Source organism: Paraburkholderia kururiensis JCM 10599 = LMG 19447 (genome assembly GCF_003986935.1).
GTDB lineage: Bacteria > Pseudomonadota > Gammaproteobacteria > Burkholderiales > Burkholderiaceae > Paraburkholderia > Paraburkholderia kururiensis.
Genome location: NZ_RJZE01000041.1, coordinates 1 through 19,562 on the forward strand (window position 1 = coordinate 1; position 19,562 = coordinate 19,562).

The 19,562-nt window shown below is 71.4% G+C and carries 14 protein-coding genes and 1 pseudogene; 1 reads left to right on the forward strand and 14 read right to left on the reverse strand.

Annotated elements, in window-relative coordinates; genetic code table 11:
- Positions 1 to 525 precede the first annotated feature (525 nt).
- The 13 genes from PKKP23_RS31520 to PKKP23_RS34705 form a co-directional block, all read right to left on the reverse strand.
- On the reverse strand, positions 526 to 921 hold the full coding sequence (locus tag PKKP23_RS31520; RefSeq protein ID WP_126879802.1) for a hypothetical protein: 396 nt from the start codon (positions 919 to 921) through the stop codon (positions 526 to 528).
- Between the two features lie 14 nt (positions 922 to 935).
- Positions 936 to 1,187 (reverse strand): hypothetical protein, encoded by a 252-nt coding sequence (locus PKKP23_RS33870; RefSeq protein WP_161978176.1) that lies wholly within the window; start codon positions 1,185 to 1,187, stop codon positions 936 to 938.
- A gap of 51 nt (positions 1,188 to 1,238) precedes the next feature.
- The gene (locus PKKP23_RS31530) at positions 1,239 to 3,179 is read right to left on the reverse strand and encodes an OmpA family protein (protein ID WP_126879804.1); all 1,941 of its coding nucleotides are present in this window, start codon (positions 3,177 to 3,179) and stop codon (positions 1,239 to 1,241) included.
- Between the two features lie 76 nt (positions 3,180 to 3,255).
- Positions 3,256 to 3,597 (reverse strand): hypothetical protein, encoded by a 342-nt coding sequence (locus PKKP23_RS31535; RefSeq protein WP_126879805.1) that lies wholly within the window; start codon positions 3,595 to 3,597, stop codon positions 3,256 to 3,258.
- Between the two features lie 7 nt (positions 3,598 to 3,604).
- The gene (locus PKKP23_RS34870) at positions 3,605 to 5,425 is read right to left on the reverse strand and encodes a tetratricopeptide repeat protein (protein ID WP_126879806.1); all 1,821 of its coding nucleotides are present in this window, start codon (positions 5,423 to 5,425) and stop codon (positions 3,605 to 3,607) included.
- A gap of 68 nt (positions 5,426 to 5,493) precedes the next feature.
- The gene (locus PKKP23_RS31545) at positions 5,494 to 5,751 is read right to left on the reverse strand and encodes a GlsB/YeaQ/YmgE family stress response membrane protein (protein ID WP_126879807.1); all 258 of its coding nucleotides are present in this window, start codon (positions 5,749 to 5,751) and stop codon (positions 5,494 to 5,496) included.
- A gap of 43 nt (positions 5,752 to 5,794) precedes the next feature.
- The gene (locus tag PKKP23_RS33875; RefSeq protein WP_161978177.1) at positions 5,795 to 6,628 is read right to left on the reverse strand and encodes a SurA N-terminal domain-containing protein; all 834 of its coding nucleotides are present in this window, start codon (positions 6,626 to 6,628) and stop codon (positions 5,795 to 5,797) included.
- 72 nt (positions 6,629 to 6,700) lie between these two features.
- On the reverse strand, positions 6,701 to 7,828 hold the full coding sequence (locus tag PKKP23_RS31555) for a DUF2827 domain-containing protein (protein WP_126879820.1): 1,128 nt from the start codon (positions 7,826 to 7,828) through the stop codon (positions 6,701 to 6,703).
- 57 nt (positions 7,829 to 7,885) lie between these two features.
- Positions 7,886 to 8,449, reverse strand: coding sequence for a hypothetical protein (locus tag PKKP23_RS31560; RefSeq protein WP_126879808.1), 564 nt, complete (start codon positions 8,447 to 8,449; stop codon positions 7,886 to 7,888).
- A gap of 11 nt (positions 8,450 to 8,460) precedes the next feature.
- Complete coding sequence (locus PKKP23_RS31565) at positions 8,461 to 9,585, reverse strand: DUF2827 domain-containing protein (protein ID WP_126879809.1); 1,125 nt, start codon at positions 9,583 to 9,585, stop codon at positions 8,461 to 8,463.
- Entirely contained in the window at positions 9,579 to 10,706 is a 1,128-nt protein-coding gene (locus PKKP23_RS31570) for a DUF2827 family protein (protein ID WP_126879810.1), read from the reverse strand. The genes PKKP23_RS31565 and PKKP23_RS31570 overlap by 7 nt, the downstream gene beginning before the upstream one ends.
- Positions 10,707 to 10,822: 116 nt before the next feature.
- A complete protein-coding gene (locus PKKP23_RS31575; RefSeq protein WP_126879811.1) occupies positions 10,823 to 11,560 on the reverse strand; it encodes an OmpA family protein in 738 nt (245 codons plus the stop codon).
- A 57-nt stretch (positions 11,561 to 11,617) separates the two neighbouring features.
- A complete protein-coding gene (locus PKKP23_RS34705) occupies positions 11,618 to 16,447 on the reverse strand; it encodes a YadA-like family protein (RefSeq protein WP_240659232.1) in 4,830 nt (1,609 codons plus the stop codon).
- Between PKKP23_RS34705 and PKKP23_RS34710 the strand changes: the two genes are divergently transcribed.
- Positions 16,341 to 17,918: a hypothetical protein gene (locus tag PKKP23_RS34710; protein ID WP_240659233.1), complete on the forward strand. Its 1,578-nt coding sequence runs from the start codon at positions 16,341 to 16,343 to the stop codon at positions 17,916 to 17,918. The genes PKKP23_RS34705 and PKKP23_RS34710 overlap by 107 nt on opposite strands.
- On the opposite strand, the pseudogene PKKP23_RS35030 reads toward PKKP23_RS34710, so the two are convergent.
- Positions 17,846 to 19,504 (reverse strand): annotated as a pseudogene (locus PKKP23_RS35030) (YadA family autotransporter adhesin); the annotation flags it as partial. The gene PKKP23_RS34710 and the pseudogene PKKP23_RS35030 sit on opposite strands and share 73 nt — an antisense overlap.
- Positions 19,505 to 19,562: the final 58 nt, after the last annotated feature.

Sequence of the window (19,562 nt, forward strand, 5' to 3'; positions counted from 1 at the left end):
CGAGCCGCTCCTGAAGGGCATTCCCTTCAAGGACGGCACTCCGGTGATTGAAAGCACACCGGCTCCTCAAGCGCTGGCCGCCTGATCATGCCGCCTGACCCGCGTACACCACTCTTGACGATTGCTCCAGGCAGGTGCCCCTTCATGATGCATCCCTTTATATCTGTTGCGTGAAACAGGCGGGGCATGTGGTTTTTTTACGAGATGGGAGAGGGAGGTGGTGAAGAGGAGCATGAGGAGGCGGCGGCGCCGTGTCCCGACGCGGTTTTCACCACCCGCCACAGCGTGCCGTCTTGCCACGAGGCCCCGTCCCCGGCCGGCGACGGGGCGTGGACCAGCAGGCTCACGCTTCAGGCCCGGCTGCGCAGCTCGCGCAGTCATGCCAGCGCCCCGTCCCGGCACAGGGCTGCCCGAACCCTTCCGGTCACCCCGCCTGCGCCGGGCGGCTCACTGTCCGTGGCCGGTTGCGCGGGGCCCGTCCGGCCCTCATGGCACGGGCCGGTGATGTCGCGGTGCATGTTCCCCTCACTCCTCCAGCGGGCGGTGCGCGTGCGGTACGGGTGGGGGCAGGCGCCGGGCCAGCCGGAAGGCGGGAATGCGCCGGTTCGGCGAACGCGGCCAGGTGCGCCGCAATGCGCCCAGCCTGACCAGCTCGTCGATGGCATGGTTCCAGCGCGCCCCGTCCAGCCCGCATTCGCTGCGCAGGTGCGCATCCGGCAGCCGCCGCAGCTCCGTGAAGTCGAGCAGCGGCACCACCACCAGCGCCACCAGGAAGGCATCGTCGCCCAGCCCCTGGCGCCCCAGCTCGCCGAGCAGCACATGGTGCGCGCGCGGCAGCGCCGCGTGCAGGCCCAGGATCGAGACCGGGCCCGTTGCGGGACAGGCCGGCGCGGCATGGAGCGGGCCCGGTGGATGACTCATGGAGAGCTCCCGGTTCAGTGCGCGCCCGGGCGCGCAAACACGATGGCCAGCAGCACCCGCAGCAGGGCCCACGCCACCAGCGCCGCCAGCGGAATCACCCCCAGCGCGGCCAGCACCAGCCAGCCTGGCGCCGCGCGCCGTGGCACCGCCGCCTGCCGCGCGTCCTGCCGGGGCGGCGCCAGGAACTTCATGTCCCCCAGCCCGCCAGGCCCGGCGCCGTCCGGCGCCATGCCGCTTTCAGGGCCATCCCCGCGCGGGTTTCCCATCTGGTTCCTCCCCCCTGTGGCCGCAATGTCGCGATGCATGGACCGCGCCCCTCAGGACCCGGCCGGCATGAAACGGATGCGCCGGTTGGCGAACCGGCCCGCGGCCGTCAGGTTGCCCGCTACCGGGTCCGTCGCGCCGTGGCCATGCGCGGACAGCGTCTGCGCAGGCACCCCCGCATCGATCAGGAACGCACGCACCGCACCGGCACGCTTGTGCGACAGCGCCAGGTTCGCCGGCAGGTCCCCGCGCCGGTCCGTCCAGGCGTCCACCGACAGGTGCAGCGCCTGGCCGCGCGCGGCACAGGCCCGCAGCAGCTGCGCGCTCTCCGAGAGGTCCTGCTGCGCCGTGGCCGGCACATGGCCGCTCGAGGACACGAAGTCGATGCGCTGCAGGTTCAGCACCGCCACGGCCCCCGGCACCGCGCATGGACTGTCCGTCTGCAGCAGCGCAGCCATGGCCCGCAGGAAGGCATCCGTGGCCTGCGCCTGCTCCACCGCCGCATCGAACACCCCGACCGCGAAGGCCGGCCCCAGCGCCTGCTGCAGCCGCGCGCTCCAGCCCTGCGCCTGCGGCGCCGCCAGACCGCCCAGCCACACCTGGTTGCCACGCACCGTGAGTTCGGCGCCCGGCTCAGCCAGCACCGCCAGCAGCGCATCAGGATGGTCCAGCCAGGGCAGCGGGCCGGAGGCCCTGTCCGGCGCCACCGTGACCGCCAGATGCCCGGCGCCAAACCGGGCGTTCACCGCCTCTTCCAGCGTGGCGCGCTGCGCCGCGTCGCCCACCATCGCCTCCAGCGCCGGCACGCCCGCGGCATTGGTCCGCCCGTCAAGCCAGCCGCCGTCCGCCACTGCAGCTCCCGGAACCGCCGCAGCCGCCGAAGCCCCCGCCGGTCCCGGCGCAGCCGCCCCCGAAGCGGACGATGCCGGCGCGCTGGCGGCCGCGGACGATGCGCTCCCTGCCGCCCCTGACGGCGTGGCCCGGGCCGCGCCGGGTGCCACCGCCCCAGCCACCGCTCCCGCCCGCTCCGGGCGCACCTCGCCCGGCCTGGCCGTCGCGGCACGCCCCGCCCCGGCGTCCGCCTGCCCTCCCAGCTTCGCCCAGGCGAACAGCCCGGCCAGCACGCACGCCCCCACCAGCACCAGCAGCCACGGCGTGGCGGAGCGGCGCCGGGCCGCCGGCGCGTCCCCGCTGTCCGCCGCGGCCCCCTGCGGCGCGACCGTCTGGCCGCGCGGCACCGGCAGCCCCGCATAGCGCATCGCCGCCGCGTAGTCCGCATGGACCGGCCGCAGCGTGCCCGCGCCGGCCGCCGGCGCAGCCGGCTCCACGGGCGCCTGCGCCCCCTGAACCGCCATGGCCGCGCCGCGCCCGGCTTCCTCCCGCGGCCCCGGGAAGTCCGCCGCCACCGCCGCCAGCCGCACCGGCACCGTGGCCATGAAGGCCGCGGCCGTGTCGTAGCCCAGCTCCGCGGCCACCCCGTCGCCCGTGGAGACCTCCACCAGCGGCATCTGGCTGGCCAGCAGCCCCGGCAGCTGCGCCGCATCGCCCTGCTCCAGCAGGAGGTGGTGCTTCATCAGCCCCCCGACGATGGCCGCCGCAACGCACGCCAGCATGTGCGCGGCCTGCGCCGGAATCCCGCAGCGCGCCGCAACATGGTCGCTCAGCGACGCCACGTGCCGCCCCGTGGCCCGCACCAGCAGCGCATCGCCCTCCTCCCCCAGCGCCCTGAGCCCACCGGTCGTCGACACCCGCTGCGCGCACCGGCTGCCGATGTGCGCGTCGCACTCCCGCGACACCAGCGTACCGAACACCCGCGTGGCCGCCCCGCGCCCTTCAGCCGCCGTCGCCGCGAGCGCCGCCACCACCACGTCCGCCGCGCACGCCAGCACGTGCCCCACCATCTGCGCCGACAGCCCCATGCGCACCGCCAGGCGCTCCGATACCTCCCCGCCGGTACACGCCCCCACCATCCTGCCCAGATCGATCCTGCCCAATGAACACCTCCCCGTTGCGCCCGTCGCCGGGACGCCTCCCCGCTTCTTCCGCCGGCCGGCGCCCCGCCGGCCGCCCTCACTCCGTGTCGCCCTCCCCCTCCCCGCGGTGGCCGGCGCGCAGCACCGCGTAACCGTGGCGCCGCGCCGTCTCCATGCGCAGCTGCGCCTCATCCCGGAATCGCAGGTCGCCACACTCGCCCCGGATGCGCACACAGCCCGAGTAGATCTGGATCACCACATCCTCCCCCCACGCCTCGTGCAGCCAGCGCAGCCGCGCGCGCTGCCGCCGGTCAAGGTAGAACGGCCATTCGCACCGGCGCGCCGGCACCTCCCCGCCCTGCGCCACCGGCAGGGCAAACGCGCCACGCCCCTGCGGCGGCACCGCCGCCCCGCCATCACGGACCGCGCCCCGGGCCACGGCCGCCTCACGCCGCGGGCCGGTCCGCACGTCCGCCCCGCGCGCCATGCGTGCCGGCCAGCACGGCCAGATCCGCCGCCACCGCCTCCAGCACCGCCGTCCAGTCGTCATGCCGCGACTGCCGGTACAGGCGCGTGTGCGGATACCACGGACTGTCGCTGCGACCGGTCATCCAGACCCAGTGCGGATTCACGTCCAGCAGCACCCACGTGGGCACCCCCAGCCCTCCGGCCAGATGGGCCACCGAGGTGCACACCGTGATCACCAGGTCCAGGCTGGCCACCAGCGCCGCGGTATCGTCGAACGAGTCCAGCTCCCCGGTGGGGTCCAACAGCGCCATACCCCCTTCCCGCGCGCGCTGCGCGTCCGCCCGCGCCTCCACCTGCAGGCTCACGAAGCTCACCCCCGCCGTGCCGCCCAGCGCCCCCGCCAGCAGCGCCGGGTCGATCGAGCGCATCGGGTTGCGCTGGTGCTCCCGGCTGCCCGTCCACGCCACCCCCACCCGCAGGCCACCGTCGCGCGGCAGGCGTGCCTTCCACCGGTTCACGCCCGCCGCGTCCGCCCTCAGGTAGGCCACCGGGGCCGCCGGCAGATCCTCCACCCCGATGCCCAGCACCAGCGGCAGGCTCGCCAGCGGCAGATGGAAGTCGAACCCCGGCAGCGGCCGCTGTTCATGCCCGATCACCACCGGCACCGCCTCCCCCAGGCTGCGCGCCAGCAGCGCGCGCAGCTTCTCGAAGCAGCAGTAGACCAGCGTGCCCCCCTCCTGCTTCACCCGCCGCGCCAGCGCCGGCACGAAACGCACAAACTGCAGCACGTCGCCGTTGCCCTGCTCGCCCCACACCAGCAGCGTGCGGCCCGCCAGCGGCTCGCCCTCCCAGCGCGGCCCCGGCAGGTTCGGCACCACCTCGCGCAGCTCCGGCGAGCCACTCCAGCGCGCCTCGTGGCTGCGCCAGCCATTCGCGTAGTCGCCCTGCAGCAGCTGCAGCATCGCCACCCCCCACACCAGCGCGCTGTCCGAAGGCGCCCGCGCCAGCGCCCGCTGCGCCGTCTCCAGCGCCGCCGGCCACTGCTGCAGCTCGCGCAGCACGTACGAATACGTCTGCAGCGCCACCGGATAGTCCGGCGCCAGCGCGCAGGCCCGCTCCGCCGCAATCAGGCTGTCGTCCACCCGCCGTGTCTTCAGCAGCGTGATGGCCAGGTTCGTCCACGCCAGCGCATGGTCCGGATCGTCCGCCAGCGTCGCCTCGAACAGCTCCCGGGCACGCCCGTACTCCCCCAGCTCCAGGTACGCCGCCCCCATGTTGTTGCGCAGCATCGGCAGCCGTCCGTCCAGCCGCGCCGCATGCCCGTACGCATCCAGCGCCTGCAGCTGGTGGCGCGCCTGCTGGTGCGCCAGCCCCAGCCGGAACCACGTGCCCGGATCGCCCGGCGCGCGCTCGCAGCGGATCGCCGCAATCCCGCGCGCCTCCTCGCAGCACCCCCGCCTGAGCAGCGCGTCGATCCAGTCCACCATCCAGTCGTCTCCCGGCGCCCCCGCCTCCCGCGCCCGCGCAAACCACCCGCACGCCCCCGCGTCGTCGCCCAGACGCACCGCCAGACGCGCCCGCCCCACCAGCGCCGCCGTGCTGGCCCCGTCAATGTCCAGCGCCCGGTCCAGCAGCGCCCGCGCCTCCCCGAAGCGCCCCCGCAGGCACCACAGCCGGCTGCCCGCCACCAGCACCCGCGGATCGTCCGAAGCCATCGCTCCGTGCCGCTCCAGCAGGTGCGCGGCCGCCACCAGCCGCCCGCCCTCAATGAGTGACTCCACCTTTTCCACCCAGCCCATCGCAGCTTCCCCCTGTCCGTATGGCCGCGGTTCACGCGCGCGGCCAGCGCGGCGCCCCACCCCGTCCCCTACATCACCCCGCGCACCAGCCGGATCACCAGCAGCAGCACCACCGCCCCCGCCACCGCCACCAGCACCGAACCCAGCAGCCCCCCGCCCACGCTGATGCCCAGCACCGACGCCAGCCAGCCACCAATGAAGGCCCCCGCGATGCCCACCACGATATCGATCAGGATGCCGAAACCACTCCCGCTGACGATCAGCCCCGCCAGCCACCCCGCCACAATCCCGATCACGATCCACACTGCAACCTGGTAAAGCGTCATACCGTCCTCCCTGTCGAATGAACCATCAAAGAATCCGCACCCCTCACTGCCCGCCCGCCTCCACCACCACCGCCTTCGCCGCCAGCCCGTCGAGCATCACCCCGAACGCCGCCTCGCGCGCCTGCGCCTCCAGCCCCGCGCGCAGCGCCGCGCTCACCTGCCCGTAAGGCGGAACCGTCGCGGGCCGGCGCGCCTGCACCAGCACCACCCGCCACCCCCCGCCCGGCCCGCCCGCCACCACCTGCGGCATCCCCAGCAGCGCCGTGGGCACTACCCGCGCCACCTCCAGCGGCAGCCCCGCCGTATGCCCCTCCACCGGCGGCGTCCTGAAGCTCACCCACCGCAGCCCGGCCGTGCCCCCGCCCACCGCCGCGAACGGCTCGTCACGCTCCAGCCTCAGCGCCGCCGCCCGCGCCGCAGCCTCCTCCCGGAAGGACAGCACCCCTGCCAGGTACTCCTCATCACCCATCTCACCCGCGATCGCGTCGTAACGCGCCCTCACCTGCGCCTCGCCCACCGGCTGCACCACCGCATGCCGCGCCACGTACAGCCGGTTCTCCGTGTCCACCCGCGCCCGGCGCTCCGCCTCGCGCACCACCGCCGTGTCCTCCAGGTGCTCGCGCTGCGCCGCCTGCCGGATCAGCTCCCGCGCCACCAGCCCCTGCGTGAGCGTCTGCCGCAGCGCCGCCGTGTCAGCCTGCCCGCTGGCCCGCACCAGCTGCTCCAGATCCGCACGCGGCACCGCCACCCCGTTGACCGTGGCCACCGTGTCACCCCCGGCCGCCACCGCCAGCCCCGCCTTCATCGCCAGCACCACCAGCCACACCAGCCGTCCCTTCACCCGCCACCCCTTCACGACCCCTGCCTTCCACATCATGTTCAGTACTCCTGTTCTTTATGATGTCCACTGCCCTGTCCACATGCCTGCCGCATCAACCGCCCGGCTGCCTCAGCGCCCCGCCACCAGCCCCAGCAGCAGCCGGTCGTACGCCTCCACCAGCGGCCCGTGCGTGGCCAGGAACGGCCGGATCACCTCCCGCTGGCGCACCAGGTACTCCTGCCACCCCCCGCGGTGCTCCGCGACCGCCCGCACCAGCTGGCGCGCGCCCTCCGCCACATCGTTGCCCCCGTAGTAGTAGCCCAGCTCCCGGCACAGATGCGCGTTGTGCACCAGCCCGTAGCCGTTCCAGCACACGTCGAAGTAGAAGTAGTTCAGCGCCAGCCCCCACTGGTGCGACACCACAATGTCCGTGTGCTCCGACAGGAACTGCGGCGTGTCATGCCGCCCCACGAAGCTCACCCGGCTCTCCCGCACCAGGTCCAGGTAGTGCGCAATGCCAATGAACTCCGCACAGCCCGTGGCCAGGTGCTCCGCGTTCGTCACGTGCACGTACCCGATCTGCTCGCCCACCAGCCGGTACGCACTCTCGGCGATGAGCAGCGGATACAGGCAGAACTTCAGCACGTCGATGTTCGGCTCCATCACCGAGAGGCGCGCCGGCCCCTGGCGCGGCCGGTACTCCCCCGCGAACGGCAGCGCCCGCGCACGCTGCGTGAGGCACACCGGGTCCCACACGAACGGCACCTCCCGCACCGGCCGCCGGCGCAGCACCGAGAAGAAGTCCGCGCTCGTCTCCATCACCTGCGGAATCACCCACACCTCGTCGTACTGCTGGTTGATGAACACCGTGTCGCACATGCGCCGCCCGAAGATCATCGCCTCGGACATCTGCACGTATTCCGGCCCGCAGCAGTAGCTCACCAGCTTCGTGCCACGCGCCTTCAGGTACGCCGTCTGGTCCGCCCCGATCTGCCCGCCCAGCTCGATGAGCACATCCAGCCCGTCCTTCACGTCCCCGAACGCGCGCACCGGAAACCGCTCCAGGTCCCACGGCAGCGCCGCCGTCACCGCCACCCCAGTCGTGTTGACCAGCACCACCCGGTGGCCCAGCGGCGAGCCCTGGAACAGCTTCATCAGGTACAGCGCGTTCTGCTTGATGCCGTTGATCCACAGGCTCTCGTCCGGCGCATGCAGCCCGATCGTGATGCCGATGCGCAGCCCCCGCGCCCCCTTCATGCCCATATGTGCCCCCCTGTAACGTCCCTGTGCACCCGCTCCACCATCGCTCCCGGCTCAGCCCCCGCCCGCATAGCGCACCTGCCGCCGCACGATCACGCACGCCCCGCGCGTGTCCACCAGCGTGACCGTCTCGCGCGCATGCCCGGCCTGCGTGTACACCGTCACCGCCCGCACCAGCCCGTTCGCCCGCCACCCCGCCAGCTCCGAGCGCGCCACCTCCCGGCACGGCAGCGGCGCACTCGAGATCCGCTCGGCCAGCACCGTGCAGCCCGCCACCTGCGGCACCGTCGTCAGCGAGAACAGCGCACTGCTGTCCGCCCCGAAGTCCAGCCCCGTGAGCGAGAAGAACGGCGCGCCGTCCGGATCCTGCCGGTCCCAGTCCAGCACCACGTCGGCGTGGCCCGCGCCCGCGAACGCGCGCGACGACACCACCCCCACCGCCGCCAGGCAGCGCCTCACCCCCGCCTGCCGCGCCGCGGCCGCCAGCACCGTCTCCGGCTCCACCGCCCCCGGCACCGCAGGCGCCGGGGCCTGCGCCGGCGTGCCCGGCAGCGGCTGCCCGCACACGCCCCCCGCCAGCACCACCAGCGCACCCGCCAGCACCACCACGCCCGCCATCCATGCCCGCCTCACCGGAACACCTCCGCAATCGCCGCGCTGTACCCCTCCACGTTGTGCGCGCCCAGCGGATCCAGCGTCGCCAGAAACGCCCGCGCACCCGCCCGGTAGTCCGCCAGCGTCGCGTCGTGCAAGGCATACGCCTGCCGCAGCGCCAGCGCCCCGTCCATGCAGTCGAAGTCCGCGTAGCGGTAGCCACACCCGCCCAGCAGCGCCGAGTTGTGCACCAGCGGATACCCCCCGTGCAGCGCCTCGTAGTACACGTAGTTCTGCGCGTTTTCCCAGTGGTGCGAAACCACCGCATCCGCCTGCTGCGTCAGGATTTCGTACACCGGCAGCCGCGGCTCGAACGTCGCGCGCCCCTGCCGCGTCAGCTCCAGGCTGCGCGCAAACCCCACGAACTGCGCATCGGATTTCAGCCCCATCGTGTTGTAGACCCTCAGGTAGTCAATCATCCCCGGCTGCTGCCGGTGCGCCACATCCACCGCCAGCATCGGGATGTGCGATGTCTTGACCATGCAGATGTTCGGCTCCAGGATCGCCACCCGCCACCGCCCACGCCCCGCCTCGTACCCGAACGGCTGCGGGCTCCCCGAGCACGCCAGCGAACGCTCCAGCAGCACCGGACTCCACAGGTGCTGCATCGTCACCACCGGCGCGCGCAGCGCCACCCCGTAGTACGCCGCACACATCCGCCCAAACGCCGGCAGCGTCCAGATCGCGTCGTACGGCGTGCCCGACACCAGCATCCCGTGCGGCAGCCCGAACATCATCCGTTCGATGTCGATCACGTAGTCGTTGGCCACCCGCATGCCGATCACCCGACCGCCCCGCGCACGGAACGCCCGCGCCCACTCCGGGTCCAGCTGCGCACTCAGCTCGATCACCACGTCCAGCGTCTGCCGCGCCTCCTCCATCCCGATCACCGGCACCGGCGCCAGACCCAGGAACTCCCCCGCCTGCGCCGCCTCGCCATCCCCACCGTTCACGATGTACGCCGCCTCCACCAGCGGCGAGCGCGCCAGCAGCATCGCGAGGAAGTAGCAGTTCTGGAAGATCCCGTTTTCCCAGATCGACTGCTGCCCGCGCCGCAGGTACAGCGTCACCCCCACCTTCAGCCGCCGTCCGTTCAGCATGCCCGCCTCCCCGCCAGCGACAGCAGCCGCCGCGCATAGTGCGCACCGTTGGCCGCCGCCCGCGGCGACAGCCGCGCAAGGAACGCCCGCGCATCGCGCTCATACCCCGCGTGCGCACCGTCGTGTCCATGCGCCACCCGCAGCAGCTGCGCCGCCCCCGCCCCGATGTCCGAGTCCGGGTAGTAGTACCCCACCCCCTCCAGCCACCGCGAGTTGTGCACCAGCGGGTACCCCCCGTACAGCGCATCCAGGTACAGGATGTTCTGGTCGTTGTGCCACTGGTGCGCCACCACCGTGTCCGCGTGCTGGCTCATGTAGCCCACGAAGTCATGCCGCTGCTCCAGCTGCACCCGACCCCCGCGCTGCAGCTCCAGCGACGACAGCAGGAACGAGAAGGTCGGGTGCTCACGCATCTGCACGCTGTTGAGCACGTGCAGCCGCTCCACCGCCGCCGGCTCCGAGCGGAACGCCGCCTCGCACACCAGCACCGGCACCACGCAGCACTTCACCACCGAGATGTTCGGCTCGAACGTCGCCACCCGCAGCGCCCGCGGCCCCGTCCCCGCCGCGCGCGGCACCCACCCCGGCTCCAGTCCCGCCGCGGCCGCCTCCCCCCGGCGCCTCTCGATGAACACGCTGTCCCACAGGAACGGCACCTCGTGCACCGCACAGCGGTGCAGCGCCTCCAGCATCGGCATGAACGCGCGGTCCTTCGCCAGCACCCAGATCTCGTCGCACCGCTCCGGCCGCGAGAAGTACCCCCCGCGCCCGAAGATCACCGGCTCCACCAGCCCCACATACGGCTGCCCGCAGCAGAAGAACACCACCTTCACGCCCCGCGCCCGCATGTAGTCCAGCCACTCCACATCCAGCCCCCCTCCCATCTCGAACACCACGTCCACCAGGTCGCACGCCTCGCGCACCGGCACCAGCGCCAGCTCCGGCGCCACCGCCTGCGCCTCCGGCGCAAGGCGCGCCTGGTCGCCGCAGTCCAGCAGCACCACCCCCGTCACGAACGGCAGCGTGCGCAGCAGCTGCACCAGGAAGAAGATGTTCTGCCCCAGCCCGTTTTCCCACACACTCTGCCCGGCATGCGTGAGCACCGAGATTCCTATGCGCATCGCCCTGCATCCCTCCTCTTCCTTTCCCCCTAAAAAGCGGCAGGACCGCCGGGGACGCGGCCCTGCCCAAACGTGCGCGGCCAGGTCAGCGCGCGCACAGGCCCCGTGGAGAGGGCTTACTGTTGTTTCTGCTGCACCACCGCGTCCGTCGTGATCTCCACACGCCGGTTATGCGCGCGCCCCTCCGCCGTCGCGTTGTCCGCCACCGGATTGCTCTCGCCATACCCGTGCACCACGTACTGCCGCGCCTTCAGGCCATGCTCCTGCAGGTACTGCGCCACCGCCTGCGCACGCCGCTCCGACAGTCCCTGGTTGTGCGCCGCCGTCCCCGTCGAGTCCGTGTAGCCGTTCACCGTCACCGTCCCGAACGTCACGCCCCCCGCCGCCGCAATGAGCGCATCCAGCCGGCCGCGCGCCTCCGGTTTCAGCGTCGCGCGGTCCACGTCGAAGTTCGTGTCACCCTCCAGCGACACCTTCTGCGGGGGCGGCGCAGGCGGCGGCGGGGGCGGCGGCGGCACCACCACCGGCGCCGGCGCCGGCTGCGGCTTCGCCGCGCACTGGAACGTCAGGATCCGCACGTCGCGCGTGGCATCCGCATCCGCCAGCGGCGCCACCTGCTCCAGCGGCTGCACCGCCTGGCTGCCGCAGATCTCGCGCGCCTTCGAGTAGCACGTGTCCTGCCCCTCCAGCAGCCCGTGACACGTCACCTGGTAGGCCCGCTGCCCGTTGGGCAGCCCCACCGTGTACGCGTTGTACGCCGGCCCCTGCGACGTGCCGCAGCCCGCCAGCGCCGCCACCAGCACGACGCCCGCGGCCCGCCCCGCCTGCTTCCTCTTCACAGCCTTTTTTTCCATCGCTGCTCTCCTGGTTGTCCGCGTGGCGCTCCCCCCCGGGGCCGCCACGCCCCTGCCTTACCACTGGTAGCTCATCCCCCCGCCGAACGAATACCCCGCGCTGCTGCTGCTCACCCCGCCGCGCAGCTTCACGTTGTTCGTCAGCCTCGCCGTGAAGCCCAGCGCCACCGCCCCATACCCCTGGTAGCTCGCCGCGCCGATCCCCACCGACAGCACCTTGCCCGCATCCACGTCCGGAATCATCGACAGCGCCGTCGCCCCGGCCACGCCCGCATACGCCTTGCGCGCCACCGAGTTCACGTTGCCCTGCACCGCCTGCAGCTGCGACAGGTTCACCGCGTCCGTCCCGCTGATCCCCGGCGCCACGTTCGTGATGCGCCGCTCGCTGCCCGCCGAGCCCACCGACACCGTGTTCGCCTCGCTGGCCACCGAGCCCGAGCCCAGCGCCACCGAGTTCGCCCCCGCGGCCGTCGCGTTCTGGCCCAGCGCCACCCCGCCGCTGGACGACGCCAGCGCCTTCGCACCGATCACCGTCGCACCGTCGCCCGCGGCCGTGGCGCCATCGCCCAGCGCCACGCTGCTGCTGCCCCCCGCCGACGCGTTCGTGCCAATGGCCACCGCGTTCACGCCGCTCGCCCCGTCGTTGCTGTAGTTGCCCTGCTGCGTGCCGTTGTCGTTCACGCTGACGTAGTGCGGCCGCGCCGTGTTCGCGATCAGCGTCGACAGCGACACCACCGCCGTCGAGCCCGAGGTCGACAGCGAGACCAGTCCGCTCGAGGTCGAGGTCGACAGCGAACCCAGCCCCGTCGACAGCGAACTGGCCGTGGTCGAGGTCGAGGTCGACAGCGAGCTGAGCGCCGTCGACAGCGAGGTCGTGCCGCCCGCGATCGTGCTCACCGAGTTCGACAGCGCCGACACCGTGCTGCCCGTCGACGAGATCACCGTCGACAGCGAGCTGATGCCCGTCGAGGTCGAACTCGACAGCGTGCTGATCGCCTGGTTGGTCGCATACAGCTGCGAGCCGTTGACCGCATCCGTGCTCGTCGCGCTCACCTGGCCGGCCGCCACGTTCGTCACCTGCCGCTCACCGCCCGCCGTACCCACGCTCACCACCCCCACCGGCGCCGTGCCCGCATACGTGTAGCTCGTGCCGCCGATCACCGCGCCCGTGGTGGCCACCGGCGCCGCCGTCGTCGAGCCCGCGCCCAGCGCCACCGAGTTGGCCGTGGTCGCCTTCGCCCCCGCACCGACGGCCACCGCATTGGCCCCCGCCGCACTGGCGCTGTTACCCACCGCCACACCCGCCGCGCCTGCCGCGGTCGCACCCGTACCGGCGGCCAGCGCGTTCACGCCCGTCGCCCCGTCGTTGCTGTAGTTCGCCTGCTGCGTGCCGTTGTCGTTCACGCTGTAGTAGTGCGTGCGCGACGCCTGGATCAGCGTGGACAGCGAGCTGCCCATCGTCGAGGTCGAACTCGACAGCAGCGACACCGTGCTGTTCGTGCTCGACAGCCCCGTCGACAGCGAACTGATCCCCGTCGACAGCGAACTGATCCCCGTCGACAGCGAACTGCCCACCGTCGAGGTCGACGTCGACAGCGAGCTGATCCCCGTCGACAGCGAGCTGCCCACCGTCGAGGTCGAACTCGACAGCGACGCCACGCTGCTGGTCACCGTCGAGACGCTCGAGGACAGCGAGCCCGTGCCGGTCGACAGCGAGTTCACCGCCTGGTTGGTCGCGAACAGCTGCGAGCCGTTGACCGCGTCCGTGCTCGCCGCGCTCACCTGCCCGGCCGCCACGTTCGTGACCTGCCGCTCCGCGCCCGCCGCGCCCACGCTCACCACCCCCGTCGGGCTGGTGCCCGCGTACGTGTACGCCGTGCCCGCGATCGTCCCGCCCGCCACCGCCACCGGCGCCGCCGTCACCGAGCCGCTGCCCAGCGCCACCGAGTTGGCCGTGGTCGCGCTCGCGCCCGCACCGATCGCCACCGCATTGGCCGCCGCCGCATTGGCGTTGCTGCCTACCGCCACGCCCGCCGTGCCCGCCGCAGTGGCGCCCGTACCGGCTGCCAGCGCGTTCACCCCCGTGGCCCCGTCGTTGCTGTAGTTCGCCTGCTGCGTGCCGTTGTCGTTCACGCTGTAGTAGCGCGTACGCGAGGTCGACACCAGCGTCGAGAGCGACGAGGTCGCCGTGGAGCCCGAGGTCGACAGCGAGGCCACGCTGCTGTTCGTGCTCGACAGGCCCGTGGACAGCGAACTCACCCCGGTCGACAGCGAGCTCACCCCCGTGGACAGTGAACTGCCCACCGTGGAAGTCGACGTCGACAGCGAGCTGAGGCCCGTCGAGAGCGAACTGCCCACCGTCGAGGTCGACGTCGACAGCGAACTGATCCCCGTGGACAGTGAGCTGCCCACCGTCGAGGTCGAGCTCGACAGCGACGCCAGGTTGCTGTTGGTGCCCGAGATCACCGTGGACAGCGAGCTGCCCACCGTCGAGGTCGAGCTCGACAGCGACGCCACGCTGCTGGTCACCGTCGAGACGCTCGAGGACAGCGAGCCCGTGCCGGTCGACAGCGAGTTCACCGCCTGGTTGGTCGCGAACAGCTGCGAGCCGTTCACCGCGTCCGTGCTCGCCGCGCTCACCTGCCCGGCCGCCACGTTCGTGACCTGCCGCTCCGCGCCCGCCGCGCCCACGCTCACCACCCCCGTCGGGCTGGTACCCGCGTACGTGTACGCCGTGCCCGCGATCGTGGCGCCCGCCACCGGCACCGCCGTGCCCGTCACCGACCCGCTGCCCAGCGCCACCGAGTTCGCCGTGGTCGCGCTTGCGCCCGCACCGATCGCCACCGCATTGGCCGCCGCCGCATTGGCGTTGCTGCCTACCGCCACGCCTGCCGTGCCCGCCGCCGTTGCGCCCGTACCGGCTGCCAGCGCGTTCACCCCCGTGGCCCCGTCGTTGTTGTAGTTCGCCTGCTGCGTGCCGTTGTCGTTCACGCTGTAGTAGCGCGTACGCGAGGTCGAGATCAGCGTCGAGAGCGACGAGGTCGCCGTGGAGCCCGAGGTCGACAGCGACGTCAGGTTGCTGTTCGTGCTCGACAGCCCCGTCGACAGCGAGCTCACCCCGGTCGACAGCGAACTGCCCACCGTGGAAGTCGAACTCGACAGCGAACTGAGGCCGCTCGACAGCGAGCTGCCCACCGTCGAGGTCGAGCTCGACAGCGACGTGAGGTTGCTGTTCGTGGTCGACAGCCCCGTCGACAGCGAGCTCACTCCGGTCGACAGTGAACTCACGCCCGTCGACAGCGAACTGCCCACCGTGGAGGTCGACGTCGACAGCGAACTGATCCCCGTCGACAGTGAGCTCACGCCCGTGGACAGTGAACTCACGCCGCTCGACAGCGAACTGCCCACCGTCGAGGTCGAGCTCGACAGCGACGCCAGGTTGCTGTTCGTGGTCGACAGCCCCGTCGACAGCGAGCTCACCCCGGTCGACAGCGAACTCACGCCCGTGGACAGCGAACTGCCCACCGTGGAAGTCGAGCTCGACAGCGAGCTGAGGCCCGTCGAGAGCGAACTGCCCACCGTCGAGGTCGACGTCGACAGCGAACTGATCCCCGTGGACAGTGAGCTGCCCACCGTCGAGGTCGAGCTCGACAGCGACGCCAGGTTGCTGTTCGTGCCCGAGATCCCCGTGGACAGCGAGCTGCCCACCGTCGAGGTCGAACTCGACAGCGACGCCACGCTGCTGCCCACCGTCGAGACGCTCGACGAGAGCGACCCCGTGCTGGTCGACAGCGATGTCACCGCCTGGTTGGTCGCGAACAGCTGCGAGCCGTTCACCGCGTCCGTGCTCGTCGCGCTTACCTGCCCGGCCGCCACGTTCGTCACCTGCCGCTCCGCGCCCGCCGAACCCACGCTCACCACGCTCGTCGGGCTCGTGCCCGCGTACGTGTACGCCGTGCCCGCGATCGTCCCGCCCGTGACCGGCACCGCCGCGCCCGTCACCGAGCCGCTGCCCAGCGCCACATCGCCCGCGTTGGACGCCGTCGCCCCGCTGCCCAGCGCCGTCGCGTTGGTCGCCGACGCCAGCGCACGCGTGCCATAGGCCTGGCTGGCCGAACCCGAGGCCGTCGCGTTGTAGCCCACTGCCGTCGCGTCCGTGCCCAGCGCCGAGGCCCCCGTGCCGATCGCCGTGCCCGGATCGCCCGCCGTCGCGCCCCAGCCGATCGCCACCGCCCCCGCCCCGCCGCTCGGCCCGTTGGCCACCACCGTCGCATTCGTGCCCAGCGCAATACTGTTGCTGCCCGTGCCCGGCGTCGACGCCCCGCTGCCTTCGGCAATGCTGCCCGCGCCCGCGGCCGTCGAACCCGGGCCCAGTGCCAGCGCGCTGGCCCCCGCCGCGTTCGCGTTGTTACCCACCGCCACGCCCGCCGCACCCGCCGCCGTCGCCCCCGTGCCCGCCGCCAGCGCGTTCACCCCCGTGGCGCCGTTGTCGCCGTAGTTCGCCTGCTGCGTGCCGTTGTCGTTGACGCTGTAGTAATGCGTCTGGCTGCTGGAGACCGCCGTGCTCAGCTGCGAGACGTTCACCGCATCGGTCGATGACGTGCCGGCCGCCACGTTGTGGATCTGCGCGGCCGTGCCGCCCGGGTTCAGCGTCACGCTGCCGTAGTTGACCGTGCCGTCCGCGTTGCGGTCATACTTGACCGCCTGCGCGTTCAGCGTGCTCAGGCCGGTCGACAGTGAACTCACCCCCGTCGAGGTCGACGTCGACAGCGACGTCACCGTGCTGTTGGTCGTCGACAGCCCCGTCGACAGCGAACTCACCCCGGTCGACAGCGAGCTGACACCCGTGGAGAGCGAACTGCCCACCGTCGAGGTCGAACTCGACAACGACGTTACCGTGCTGTTGGTCGTCGACAGGCCCGTCGACAGCGAGCTGCCCACCGTGGACGTCGAACTCGACAGCGAGGTCAGATTGCTGTTGGTGGTCGACAGCCCCGTCGAGAGTGAACTCACGCCCGTCGACAGCGAGCTGACACCCGTGGACAGCGAGCTCTCCGCCGTCGAGGTCGAGCTCGACAGCGAACTCACCGTGCTGTTCGTCGTCGACAGGCCCGTCGACAGCGAGCTCACCCCGGTGGACAGCGAGCTGCCCACGGTCGAGGTCGAGCTCGACAGCGACGTTACCGTGCTGTTCGTGGTGGACAGACCCGTCGACAGCGAGCTCACCCCCGTCGACAGCGAGCTGCCCACCGTCGAGGTCGAGCTCGACAGCGAGGTCAGGTTGCTGTTGGTCGTCGACAGCCCGGTCGAGAGTGAACTCACGCCCGTGGACAGGGAGCTCACCCCGGTCGACAGCGAGCTGACACCCGTGGAAAGCGAGCTCTCCACCGTCGAGGTCGAGCTCGACAGCGACGTTACCGTGCTGTTCGTGGTGGACAGGCCCGTCGACAGCGAGCTCACCCCGGTGGACAGCGAGCTGCCCACGGTCGAGGTCGAACCCGACAGCGACGTCAGATTGCTGTTGGTGGTCGACAGCCCCGTCGAGAGTGAACTCACGCCCGTGGAAAGCGAGCTCACCCCGGTCGACAGCGAGCTGACACCCGTGGAAAGCGAGCTCTCCACCGTCGAGGTCGAGCTCGACAGCGACGTTACCGTGCTGTTCGTGGTGGACAGACCCGTCGACAGCGAGCTCACCCCCGTCGACAGCGAGCTCACGCCGGTCGACAGCGAGCTCTCCGCCGTCGAGGTCGAGCTCGACAGCGAACTCACCGTGCTGTTCGTCGTCGACAGGCCCGTCGACAGCGAGCTCACCCCCGTCGACAGCGAGCTGCCCACCGTCGAGGTCGAACCCGACAGCGACGTCAGGTTGCTGTTGGTCGTCGACAGTCCGGTCGAGAGCGAACTCACGCCCGTCGACAGCGAACTCACACCCGTGGACAGCGAGCTTTCCACCGTCGATGTTGAAGTCGACAGCGAGCTCACCGTGCTGTTCGTCGTCGACAGGCCCGTCGACAGCGAACTGCCGACGGTTGAAGTCGAGCTCGACAGCGACGTCAGGTTGCTGTTGGTGGTCGACAGTCCGGTCGAGAGTGAACTCACGCCCGTGGACAGCGAGCTCACCCCGGTCGACAGCGAACTGCCCACCGTCGAGGTTGAAGTCGACAGCGACGTGACCGTGCTGTTCGTGGTGGACAGGCCCGTCGACAGCGAACTTACCCCCGTCGACAGCGAGCTGCCCACCGTCGAGGTCGAACTCGACAGCGACGTGACCGCTGTATTGGTCGCATACAACTGCGAGCCATTGATCGCGTCGGTGCTCGTGGCGCTGATCTGGCCCGCCGCTACGTTCTGGATCTGACGCTCGGCCCCCGCACTACCCACACTCACCACGCTGCCCGGCGACGAACCGGCAAACGTATAGAACTTGCCCCCCACGGTCGTACCCGAGGTCGGCACCGGTGTGCCGGTCACCGAGTTCGAGCCCAGCGCCACATCGTTGGAGTTCACCGCCGTCGCCGACGCGCCCAGTGCCACGCCCCCCGTGCTCGCCGCCGTCGACGTATTACCAATCGCCACCGCGCCCGTGCCGCCCGCCACGTTGGTTTCGCCCAGCGCCACCGAGCCCTGCGCGCTGGCCGTATTGCTGTCGCCGATCGCCAGCGCACCGTTGCCGTTGGCCGTGTTGTTCGCGCCCATCGCAACCGCACCCGTGCCCGTGGCCGTGTTCGGGTCCCCGATGGCTACCGCACCGTTGCCACTGGCCGTCTGCTGGAAGCCCATTGCAACCGCTCCCGTACCACTGACAACCTGCGACTGGGTACCCGCGGCAATGGCGCCCTGCCCCGCGCCTGCCTGCACGGCGCTTCTATCACCCATGGCAAGCGAGGAGGAGGCGAGCGCCTGTGTCGCGTTGCCGATCGCTGTTCCCGCAGCGCCCGAAGCCGTCGAGGACGTGCCGATTGCCACAGCGTTTAACGCCGATCCGGTCGCCGCATTGCCCATCGCGATGGATGAGGTGCCGCTGGCCGCCGCCCCGTTGCCGATCGCTGTCGCGTTGGCCGCGCCTCCCACACTGTTCTGCCCAACGGCGATCGACGCGCTCTGCGCGGCGGTCGCAAGCTTGCCGATCGCGACTCCCGCGGTCGCCGTCGCCGCCACCAGGGCCTGCCCGCCCAGCGCAATGGCGTCGACCGACAGCGCCCTCGCACCGGCCGTACCGTTATTGCCGATTGCGATGGCACCGGTGCCCGCGGCCGTTGCACCGCTGGCGCCGGCCGCCGCACCGAACGTATCCGAACCGATCGCGATGGTGTTGCTGCCGGTGGCCGCCGCTCCATCGCCCATCGCGATAGCTGCACTCCCGGACGCGTTGGTGGGATTGTTCGAGTTCGCTGCGACACCGGACATCGCTGCCGATGTACCAATAAGGATGGAACCTGTCCCGCTGGTCGAGGTGGCCGCCCCCTGGTTAGTCACATAAAGCTGTCCGGAATTGACCCACAGCATCCCCCCTAGGGAAAGGCTGTTAGGGTTGGTCGAACCCGCGACGTACGCGACGTTGAAGAACGTGCTGTTGCTCGTCTGGCTGCTGAGAGCAGTGTTGCATTGTGGCAAGGTCGAGTCACCGTACATTCCTCCGGTGACGTCTGACAACCACCCACAGGTTGCGTCCGTACTGTTATTGACATAGATAGCGTCCCAGCCCGCCGCCGCCATTGCCGAGCCCGGCAGCATCACCACGCTGCCGAAGGCAGCCATCACTGCCAGCGAGATGGCGCTAAACGACGTCGCACCATGCGTGACCTTTGCCGATGCCGCCCCTCCTTCTGCGCACACGGACGACGCCAGCCCGCCCTTTCCCTTGCCCTTCGCCGTATCGTTTTCCGAAGCTGCAACGTACGTTCCCAGCGACTCGTTCCAGACTGTTCGATATATCGTATTCATGTTCCCACCATTCGTTCGAACTTCACCGTCACGAGGCGCGTCCCGTTTATTCGTTTAG

Excerpts from the sequence above, each read along its gene's own strand:
- PKKP23_RS31520 (WP_126879802.1), bottom strand. The coding sequence starts at position 921 with ATGAGTCATCCACCGGGCCCGCTCCATGCCGCGCCGGCCTGTCCCGCA.
- PKKP23_RS33870 (WP_161978176.1), bottom strand. The coding sequence starts at position 1,187 with ATGGGAAACCCGCGCGGGGATGGCCCTGAAAGCGGCATGGCGCCGGAC.
- PKKP23_RS34870 (WP_126879806.1), bottom strand. The coding sequence starts at position 5,425 with ATGGGCTGGGTGGAAAAGGTGGAGTCACTCATTGAGGGCGGGCGGCTG.
- PKKP23_RS31545 (WP_126879807.1), bottom strand. The coding sequence starts at position 5,751 with ATGACGCTTTACCAGGTTGCAGTGTGGATCGTGATCGGGATTGTGGCG.
- PKKP23_RS33875 (WP_161978177.1), bottom strand. The coding sequence starts at position 6,628 with ATGATGTGGAAGGCAGGGGTCGTGAAGGGGTGGCGGGTGAAGGGACGG.
- PKKP23_RS31555 (WP_126879820.1), bottom strand. The coding sequence starts at position 7,828 with ATGAAGGGGGCGCGGGGGCTGCGCATCGGCATCACGATCGGGCTGCAT.
- PKKP23_RS31560 (WP_126879808.1), bottom strand. The coding sequence starts at position 8,449 with ATGGCGGGCGTGGTGGTGCTGGCGGGTGCGCTGGTGGTGCTGGCGGGG.
- PKKP23_RS31565 (WP_126879809.1), bottom strand. The coding sequence starts at position 9,585 with ATGCTGAACGGACGGCGGCTGAAGGTGGGGGTGACGCTGTACCTGCGG.
- PKKP23_RS31570 (WP_126879810.1), bottom strand. The coding sequence starts at position 10,706 with ATGCGCATAGGAATCTCGGTGCTCACGCATGCCGGGCAGAGTGTGTGG.
- PKKP23_RS31575 (WP_126879811.1), bottom strand. The coding sequence starts at position 11,560 with ATGGAAAAAAAGGCTGTGAAGAGGAAGCAGGCGGGGCGGGCCGCGGGC.